Origin of the sequence: Mucilaginibacter sp., assembly GCF_028287845.1 — a bacterium.
Lineage (GTDB): Bacteria > Bacteroidota > Bacteroidia > Sphingobacteriales > Sphingobacteriaceae > Mucilaginibacter.
The window spans coordinates 1-9,680 of sequence record NZ_JAQBOW010000032.1 but is presented as its reverse complement, the minus strand read 5'-3'; the positions used below and the strand labels follow the sequence as shown (position 1 = coordinate 9,680).

At 41.1% G+C, this 9,680-nt stretch carries 7 protein-coding genes; 5 read left to right on the top strand and 2 right to left on the bottom strand.

Annotation, left to right across the window (positions count from 1 at the left end):
* From JWP71_RS03095 to JWP71_RS03075, 5 genes are all read left to right on the top strand, one after another.
* Nucleotides 1-408, top strand: a 408-nt coding sequence (locus tag JWP71_RS03095; protein ID WP_299496987.1) for a lipid-binding SYLF domain-containing protein, incomplete at its 5' end; no start/stop codon positions are given.
* Nucleotides 409-494: 86 nt separating this feature from the next.
* Nucleotides 495-2,222, top strand: coding sequence for an alpha-amylase family protein (locus JWP71_RS03090; RefSeq protein WP_299496984.1), 1,728 nt, complete (start codon nucleotides 495-497; stop codon nucleotides 2,220-2,222).
* A 738-nt stretch (nucleotides 2,223-2,960) separates the two neighbouring features.
* The gene (locus JWP71_RS03085; RefSeq protein WP_299496981.1) at nucleotides 2,961-5,414 is read left to right on the top strand and encodes a glycoside hydrolase family 31 protein; all 2,454 of its coding nucleotides are present in this window, start codon (nucleotides 2,961-2,963) and stop codon (nucleotides 5,412-5,414) included.
* Between the two features lie 812 nt (nucleotides 5,415-6,226).
* Complete coding sequence (glgB, locus tag JWP71_RS03080) at nucleotides 6,227-8,284, top strand: 1,4-alpha-glucan branching protein GlgB (RefSeq protein WP_299496977.1); 2,058 nt, start codon at nucleotides 6,227-6,229, stop codon at nucleotides 8,282-8,284.
* 2 nt (nucleotides 8,285-8,286) lie between these two features.
* Entirely contained in the window at nucleotides 8,287-8,727 is a 441-nt protein-coding gene (locus tag JWP71_RS03075) for a DUF1801 domain-containing protein (RefSeq protein WP_299496974.1), read from the top strand.
* Nucleotides 8,728-8,782: 55 nt separating this feature from the next.
* Here the strand turns inward: JWP71_RS03075 and JWP71_RS03070 are convergent, their stop codons facing one another.
* Both JWP71_RS03070 and JWP71_RS03065 read right to left on the bottom strand, forming a co-directional pair.
* Nucleotides 8,783-9,274, bottom strand: coding sequence for an isoprenylcysteine carboxylmethyltransferase family protein (locus JWP71_RS03070; RefSeq protein WP_299496971.1), 492 nt, complete (start codon nucleotides 9,272-9,274; stop codon nucleotides 8,783-8,785).
* A gap of 2 nt (nucleotides 9,275-9,276) precedes the next feature.
* Nucleotides 9,277-9,680 (bottom strand): 3-oxoacyl-[acyl-carrier-protein] synthase III C-terminal domain-containing protein (locus JWP71_RS03065; RefSeq protein ID WP_299496968.1); only part of this gene is annotated, 404 nt, incomplete at its 5' end.

Below are 9,680 nucleotides of genomic sequence, written 5' to 3'. Positions count from 1 at the left end.
GGTAAATGGAGCGACCCGGTATTTATTACCTTAACAGGCGGTAGTTTCGGGTTTCAAATAGGTATGCAATCTGTTGATATGGTATTGGTGTTCCGTCATAAAGGGGTGCTTGCCAAGGTTAAGAATGGCGATTTTACCATTGGCGGCGATATATCTGCAGCGGCAGGCCCGGTTGGGCGCAGCTCTACAGCCAGTACAGATTATAAGCTGGAGGCCGAAGTATATTCTTACTCACGCAGCCGCGGATTATTTGCAGGTATATCTATCCATGGTTCAAATTTATCTATTGATAAAAGCGCCAATACAGCGTTTTACGGCAACAACATGACCTCGCAGGAAATATTTGAAACCGGAAAAAGCGATGATCAATCTGTAAAGATGTTAAAGGAAACATTAAGTGCATTGTAATATTATTAATGTATTCAATAAATGCCCGGGCTATTTGTTCGGGCATTTTTGTTAAGTAGTATAGCGTTGTATATTAGCCGTTAAATATGAGCGTTTCTTCTACACAAGATAATAAACTGGTCATCTATCAATTGCTACCCCGCTTATTTGGTAATATTAATTCTACCAATAAATATTATGGCACTATTGAAGAAAATAGCACCGGAAAATTCAATGACATTACCGACAGGGCCTTGCAGGAACTTGCAAAGCTTGGTATAACCCATATTTGGTTTACAGGTGTTATTGAACATGCTACAATGACTGATTATTCGGCATACGGCATAATACCTGATGACCCGGATGTAGTTAAGGGTATTGCGGGATCACCCTATGCTATAAAAGATTATTATGATGTGGACCCCGACCTGGCTGTTGATGTTAAAAACCGCATGGGCGAGTACGAAGCATTGATAAAACGCACCCACTTAAATGGCTTAAAAGTAATGATGGATTTTGTGCCTAATCACGTGGCGCGCACTTATGCATCAGATACCAAACCCGCAGGAGTAAAAGATATTGGGCAGGATGATGATAAAACTAAGGCATTCGACGTTAAAAATGATTTTTATTATCTGCCGGGACAGTCTTTTGTGGTTCCGGCAGGCTACAATGCCGGGGGCGATAATTTTAAAAGCAAGCTTAAGGATGGCAGATTTGATGAGTATCCCGCTAAAGTAACCGGCAATAATTTTTATAGTCCAACGCCCGGTTTAGCTGATTGGTTTGAGACTGTTAAGCTGAATTATGGTATTGATGTGCTGGATAATAACAGTACGCATTATGATCCACCGCCGCCGTTATGGTATAAGCTATACGATATATTGAACTATTGGAGCGCGAAGGGTGTAGATGGTTTCCGGTGCGACATGGTAGAGAATGTTCCGTTTGAGTTTTGGGGATGGGTGATCGGCAAACTAAAAGCAAACTATCCTAATTTAATATTTATAGGAGAAGCATACAACATCAGAGATTACCGCAATTATATTTTTGATGGTAAGTTTGATTACCTGTATGATAAAACCGGAATGTTTGATGCCGTGCGAAAGTTATCCACTAACCAATACGGTGCAACAGTTTGGGACATTAATAACGTATGGAACAACGAAACCAGCGGCATAGATCAACACATGCTGCGCTTTATGGAAAATCATGATGAGCAGCGCGTTGCATCCAACAGTTATGTGGGCAATGCCCGGTATGCGGTACCAGGAATGATAGTTTGCACCACCCTATCAAACGGGCCGGTAATGATTTATTTCGGGCAAGAGGTAGGTGAGCCCGGAGATGGTATTGAGGGTTTTGGCGATAATGACGGCCGCACCAGCATTTTTGATTATTGGGGCGTACCCGAACATCAAAAATGGGTAAATAATGGCTTATATGACGGCGGGCAATTGTCTGCCGATCAGAAATATCTGCGCGCATTTTATTCCAAATTATTTAATGCAGCACGCAGTAATGAGGCATTATATGCAGGCAAATTTTATGAATTGCTGTTGGCTAACCAATATCAAAACAACTTTAATGAACGCATTTATCTGTATATGCGCTATACCGATAAACAGCGGATATTGGTAATTGCCAGCTTTGACCGTAATGATCAAAACATTCATGTTAATTTTCCGCCGGAGCTGTTGACCTGGCTTGACGTAAGCGGCGCAGTAACATTTACCGACTTGTTAACGGGAACTCAATTTGGCACAAAAAATATTGCGACTATGGGTTTAACCATTACCATAGCGCAAATGAGCGGCGTGTTATTGAATTTTTAATATTTACTGATAGTGGACGGGCCGCTTGCCTATCGTATAGAGATCGTCACACTCGTACCTCGTTCGCGATGACGGACGGGTGTCCGTCCCGCAAAGGGAGTGAGACAAAACGGACGGGGTGAATGGGTAAATATACAAGCCCCGTCACGTCATCGCGAGTACCCATCAGGGCCAACCCTGAAAAAACCGTAATGACGTGTAAAAAAATGGAAACTATATAAAAAAACCGCTGTTATTTCGAGCGGTAGCGAGAAATCTATACATCTCAATCCGTCTGCTTAGCGCGTATATAGATCTCTCACTATGTTAGATGACAATTTTAATTATATTGATAATCAATAACTTACAATCATGTCATTATAAGCGCAGCGTGGCAATCTCTGCGCGGCAGGTCACGCCTGGTTACCTATCGTATAGAGATCGTCACACTCGCATCTCGTTCGCGATGATGTTTGGCGATAGGATGTGGTGATATTTTGTAGTTTCGTTTGTTGTGATATACCCTTAACCCCCACGTTCATGCTTTGTTCAATGAACGCTTCATAAAAAACCTTCACTTATGAATTTAAAAATTACGACTTTCATAATTTTTCATTGTTACCGATATTTTAGCCCCATTATGGCTCAATTGTTGAATAAAAATCGTTTATTAGCCTTTGAAACGGGTAATTGCCAACCTATTATTTAGTAGTAGCGTAAAACTGTTTGTGGGCATAAACAAATAGTTTAATAGTTGATATGGAAGAGAATCCAATAGATCCGGAATTAGAACTAAATAAAATATTAGATGATGATACGTTTCAACACGTTAATAACCCCATCGTCGGAATAAAACCCATCATAAAAAAATATCTCGGGATACCTAATCATGCAGACCAACTGGGCAATAAATTTTTCTTTACAGATGGCGAAGCTAAGGTTGAGATTGTTGTAGTTACACCCGAAATTATACGTGTAAGACTGGCACCGCATGGTGTTTTCCTTGACGAATTCTCGTACGCTGTACCAAAACTTGAACAAAAAGTTACAGCATTTACTTTGTTAGAGAATGAGAAGGAGTATCGCGTATCAACCAATAGTATAAATTGCCATATCCGTAAGGAAGACTTTTTTATATCATTTTCTGATAGTAAGGACCATGTAACCAGTATGGATGCGGTGCCCATGCATTGGGAAGAGAATGTTTCTTTTGGTGGTTATTATGTTTTTTGTACTAAAACGTGCGCGCCCGAAGAAAGCTTTTTTGGTTTAGGTGATAAAGCGACCGAACTTAACTTACGCGGAAAAAGATTTGTAAACTGGAACACGGATGCTTACTCATTTCAATGGAACCAGGACCCGATATATCGTACCATACCTTTTTATATAAGCGTAAATGAAGGTATAGCGCATGGTATTTTCTTTGACAATACCTTTAAATCACATTTTGATTTTGGTGCCGAAAAGAAAGACCAAACAAGTTTTTGGGCAGATGGAGGCGAGTTGCAATACTACTACATTCATGGTCCGCATATGATGGATGTGGTTAAAAACTATCATATTATAACCGGTACGCACCCTATGCCACCGCTTTGGGCATTTGGTTACCACCAATGCCGCTGGAGTTATTATCCTGAAGCTAAAGTTAGGGCGATAGCCAATACGTTCCGTAAAGAACAAATTCCGTGTGATGGTATCTATTTGGATATTGATTATATGGATGGTTACCGTTGCTTCACCTGGAACAAGAAATACTTCCCTGATCCTAAAAAGATGATAAGTGAGCTTGCTGCCGATGGTTTTAAAACCGTAGTAATTATTGACCCGGGAATACGCGTTGATGATAATTACTGGGTGTTTAAAGAAGGAAAAGAGAATCGGCATTTCTGCCGCCGTAGTGATGATTATTTTATGGAGGGCCACGTTTGGCCGGGCCGTTGCCAGTTCCCGGATTTTACTAACCCGGATGTACGTACCTGGTGGGGTGGTTTGTTTAAAGGCTTGGTAGAAATGGGTGTTGCAGGTGTATGGAACGATATGAATGAGCCGGCTGTGTTTGGCACCGGCACTTTTCCGGATGATGTGCGCCACCAATATGACGGGCATCGCGGATCGCACCGTAAGGCGCATAATATTTATGGCATGCAAATGGTACGCGCTACTTACGAAGGTTTGCGCACCATTATGAAGAATAAGCGCCCTTTTACTATTACCCGGGCAGGCTACTCGGGTGTACAACGTTACTCGTCTGTTTGGACGGGTGATAATGTGGCTACCTGGGAACATTTAAAATTGGGTAATATACAGTTACAGCGTCTTTCCATATCCGGCATTCCGTTTTGCGGTACAGATATAGGCGGCTTTAGTGGTGAGCCTGATGGCGAGTTGTTTACCCGCTGGATACAAATGGGAACTTTTTCGCCATTTATGCGCGCGCACTCTGCCGGCGATACCAAAGAGCGTGAGCCATGGAGCTTTGGCGAACCCTATACTTCCATCAATAGAAAATTTATCGAACTGCGTTACAGGCTGATACCCTATTTGTATTCTACCTTCTGGGAGCATCACCGTTATGGTTTCCCCATATTAAGGCCGGTTGTAATGCAGGAACAGGAACAGCACAATAACCATTTCCGCCAGGACGAATTTACCTATGGCGATAAAATACTGATATGCCCGGTATTAGAGCAGGGGCAAAAAAGCCGTATAGTTTACCTGCCTGCAGGCAAGTGGTATAATTTCTGGACATTGGAGCTGATAGACGGGGGCAAGGAACTTGACGTGCTTACACCTTTAGATACTATACCTATTTTTGTTAAGGCCGGTTCTGTTATACCAGAATACCCCGTAATGCAATACGTGGGCGAAAAAGAAATAGAGGAAGTTAAGCTGAATGTTTATTTCAGCGATTACTTGGCTAACTCATTCTTCTTTGAAGATTATGGCGAAACTTTTGCCTATGAGCAGGATATATATTCTGAAAAGAAATTCGCAGTTAACGGTACCAAAACCAGTTTTACCATACAGCAAAGTATGGAAGGTTTGTACACACCAAGATACGAAATCTACAATTTTAATGTAACCGGTTTACCGTTTACACCATCAAAAATTATAGCCGACGGTAAAACTATTACCGATTTTAGTGTGAATGCTGATAAAGTGCTGGAGTTTAAATACAGTAAAAACTTTAAAAAGATAGTATTGACAAAATAAACTAAGATTCATTGGATTAATAGCATAGGAGTGTTCGAAAGATTAATTTGTCATTCTGAACGTAGTGAAGAACTATTCTCTTGAGCGTAGCGAAAAATCTTATACGTAAACACATTTATCTGAATGACTGCCCTTATACTTATCGATTAAATAAGATCCTTCACTTCGTTCAGGATGACAAAAAAGGTGTTAGAATTTTTCGAATACTCCTGATTTAAGGATTACGATGATTTAGCCTTACAGAGTTTTTATACTTTGTAAGGCTTTTTTATTTCTGGAGAGGGAGGGATCTTCCGGACGCCCGTTGTGATAACACCAACAAGCAGGGGGTAAACCCCGGGCATCATCGAGAACGGGTACGGGTGTGATGATCTCTACACGGTAGTTAAACGGGTGACATGGCGCGCAGAGATCGCCACACGCCACGCTAGCGATGAAGTGGCTGTTTCACATGATTCATCATCTTGTTACATCACTCCTAAATCAGTCAATTGGCAATTATCTGATTATCAATATATAAAAACAAAGTCATACTTAAAAATACTGACGAATAAGTTGTTACATTTTGTTACATCACTTTTTCATAAATAACTTATAATCAATAATTTAAGTCGAAATCTTGTTTCACTTGTTACATTTTGTTACACACTTTCGTGTAACAAAACCTCGCTGCGCCGCCTGTACCGTGGTAAGCTATAGTAAGTATTTGACGATTTTTGCTTAGCACCAAACAATAATGATATATTTGATTGTTATAACCTTACTGAGCTAATAAGCTGAGTTAAATATAAATCCCATTAGGGCTACTCATCATGGCAAAAAAAGCAACCAATACCGAACTCCTGACTGCGGAAGCAAAACCTGCAAAACAAATCAAAACTGTTAAAGAAAAAGTTGTTAAAGAAAAGGTGGCGGTTAAAAAAGTTGTCAAACCTACGGCCTTAATTAATAATGAAAAAGATAAAGCGGTTATACCATACAGTCGCTTTACCGATTTTGATATAGACCTGTTTAAATCAGGTAAGCATTATAAGTTATATGAAAAATTCGGCTCGCATGTGGTGGAGCATAATGGTGTGGTGGGCACTTATTTTGCAGTTTGGGCACCAAATGCTCAATATGTATCGGTAATAGCCAATTTTAATGGGTGGAACCGCGGTTCGCACCGGTTATATATCCGCTGGGATGGCTCGGGTATTTGGGAAGGGTTTGTACCAAACGTTGGTGTTGGCGAGGTTTATAAATATTTTATCAACTCAACAACCGGCGAGGACCTGGAAAAAAGCGATCCCTTTGCCCTGCGCTGGGAAGTGCCGCCGCTTACCGGTTCTATAGTAGCCGATACCTATTATGAATGGAAGGATAGCAGCTGGATGGCTAACCGCTATCAGCATAATGCTTTAGATAAACCATACTCCGTTTACGAAGTACACATAGGTTCATGGGCGCGTAATTGGGAAAGCCCGGACGACTTTTATACCTACGAGCAATTGGCCGATAAATTGGTTCCTTACGTTAAGGAAATGGGGTTTACCCACATCGAGCTAATGCCCATAATGGAGCATCCGTATTATCCAAGCTGGGGCTACCAGGTTAGCGGATATTTTGCCGCTTCGTCAAGATATGGTACACCGCAGCAATTAATGTTATTGATAGAACGGTTTCACCAGGAAGGTATAGGCGTGATATTGGATTGGGTGCCCTCACATTTCCCCGGAGATGCAATGGCACTATACAATTTTGATGGCACACATTTATATGAGCATGCCGACATGCGCAAAGGCTTCCATCCCGATTGGAAATCGTACATATTTAATTATGGCCGCAGTGAAGTACGCGCCTTTTTAATAAGCAATGCGCTATTCTGGCTGGATAGATACCATGTAGATGGTTTACGGGTTGACGCGGTTGCCTCTATGCTTTACCTGGATTACTCGCGCGAGGCTGGCGAATGGGAGCCTAATATATATGGCGGAAACGAGAACCTGGACGCTATATCGTTTTTAAAAGAATTTAATGAAGCCTGCTATAGTCATTTCCCCGATATACAAACTATTGCCGAAGAATCGACTGCGTTTACAGGCGTTAGCCGCCCGGTATTTTTAGGCGGACTTGGTTTTGGTATGAAATGGATGATGGGTTGGATGCATGATACGATAAAATATTTTTCTGAAGATCCTATCAATCGTAAATATCATCACAACCAGCTAACGTTTAGTTTGATATACGCCTTTACCGAAAACTTTATGCTGCCTTTCTCGCATGATGAGGTAGTATATGGTAAAGGTTCTATGCTGCGTAAAATGCCGGGTGATGAATGGCAGCAGTTTGCTAATTTGCGTTTGGTATACAGTTATATGTTTACTCATCCGGGTGCTAAATTATTATTTATGGGTGATGAGTTTGCACAGGGCGATGAGTGGAGCTACCAGCATTCGCTACAATGGCACGTGCTCGAATATCCAAACCATAATGGCATGAGCGAAGCTGTTAAGGCGCTGAATAAATTATACAGATCTGAACCTGCCCTTTATGAAAAAGCTTTTGACCCAACCGGCTTTGAATGGATAGATGGGGGTAATGCCAACGACTCCATATTAGTATATACCCGAAAGGGCCATGATGTTAAAAACGATTTAGTTATTGTTTTGAATATGACCCCGGTTATACGTCATGATTTTAGAGTTGGCGTACCATCAGGTGGCAACTGGAAAGAGATATTTAACTCGGACGCCCAAAAATTCTGGGGAAGCGGAGTGACCAATAGCAAGGCTGTACACAGTGAAGTTGTAAACTGGCATGGCAGAGAGCATTCTATAAACATCACTATACCGCCTTTGGGCGCGGCTGTATTTAAGAAAATTAAATAATAATGAGTGTTCAGGATTATTTTGATAATCTTCCGGATGATCGAAAAGCGCCGATAGCAGCGCTCTGGAAAGCCATTGGCGATCATATCCCGGCAGGTTTTGAACAGCAGTTATGTTATAATATGCCCTCGTATGTAGTTCCGCACTCGCTGTACCCTCCCGGTTATCATTGCGATCCCAAGCTACCATTAAGCCTTATTAATGTAGCTTCGCAAAAAAACTTTATATCTCTACATCATTTGGGTTTATATTTAGATAAAGACCTGTTAGACTGGTTTGTTACTGAATATCCCAAACACAGCAAATACAAATTAGACATGGGTAAGGGATGTGTTCGATTTAAAAAACCAGATCAAATACCTTTTGAATTAATGGGCCAATTGGCAGCAAAAGTTACCCCGCAGCAGTATATTGCAATGTATGAAAAAGTATTGAAACGCTAGTTTCAGGACGTAAAAAGCAGTCGACAAGTCAAAGAAAGATAAGGAGTTATCCAGGTTATTGCGCCCAAACCTTGTTTTCTACGCCAATTCTTACTGTTAGCATAGCCGCGTTAAGCAGGGTGAAAATTATGGCGGTATAGTATAAGTTAAATACCAGCGGGATAATAGCGATTTCGCACACTACCTCCATATAGTTTGGATGTTTAAATATTTTGTACGGCCCCTTCTTTACAGGGTATACACCCGGTATGCGGTAAATTTTAGTGTTCCAGTATTTTCCTAATGATGACAGCGCCCAAAATTTAAAAGAAAGCACCAATAAAAACGCAATTAAAAAGCCGTAGCTGATGGCCGTTCCCCCTCTTAAATTATATTCGGCAATTATTGATATGATGAACAGCGTATGCATAGCTACCATAAAAGGGTAGTGATTCTGCCCGTATTGTATGGCCCCATTTTGTAAAAGCCATTTTTCGTTCCGGCTTGAAATATATAGTTCTGATAACCGCTGCAGGATCAAAAAGCTGATAAATATGATAAAGTACATGCTTAGTTATTTAGCTTCAATAATACCATCTCGCTAGAAAACCCCGGCCCCATAGCCATCATCAGGCCATAACCATTTTCAAACCCTTCGCTCATAAATCGCTCCAGCACATACAAAACCGTAGCGCTTGACATGTTACCGTTAGCATTCATAACCGCTCTGGTTTTATTCAAAAAATCTCCCTCAATAGTTAACGCATCTGTATAGGCATCCAGCACCTTTTTGCCCCCGGGATGAAAAATAAAATTCTTTATATCGCTTAGCTGCAGGTTTTGCCTGGCTAAAAATTCGGTAATATCGTGGTATACGTTATCGCGAATAAAAGTGGGGATATCTTTCGAGAAAAGCACCTTAAAGCCGGTATCACTAAAATCCCAGCCCATAACATCTAACGAATCATAGTATA

Bases quoted from the DNA above. Each gene is read 5' to 3' on its own strand.
- JWP71_RS03090 (WP_299496984.1), top strand. From the start codon at position 495: ATGAGCGTTTCTTCTACACAAGATAATAAACTGGTCATCTATCAATTG.
- JWP71_RS03085 (WP_299496981.1), top strand. From the start codon at position 2,961: ATGGAAGAGAATCCAATAGATCCGGAATTAGAACTAAATAAAATATTA.
- glgB (WP_299496977.1), top strand. From the start codon at position 6,227: ATGGCAAAAAAAGCAACCAATACCGAACTCCTGACTGCGGAAGCAAAA.
- JWP71_RS03075 (WP_299496974.1), top strand. From the start codon at position 8,287: ATGAGTGTTCAGGATTATTTTGATAATCTTCCGGATGATCGAAAAGCG.
- JWP71_RS03070 (WP_299496971.1), bottom strand. From the start codon at position 9,274: ATGTACTTTATCATATTTATCAGCTTTTTGATCCTGCAGCGGTTATCA.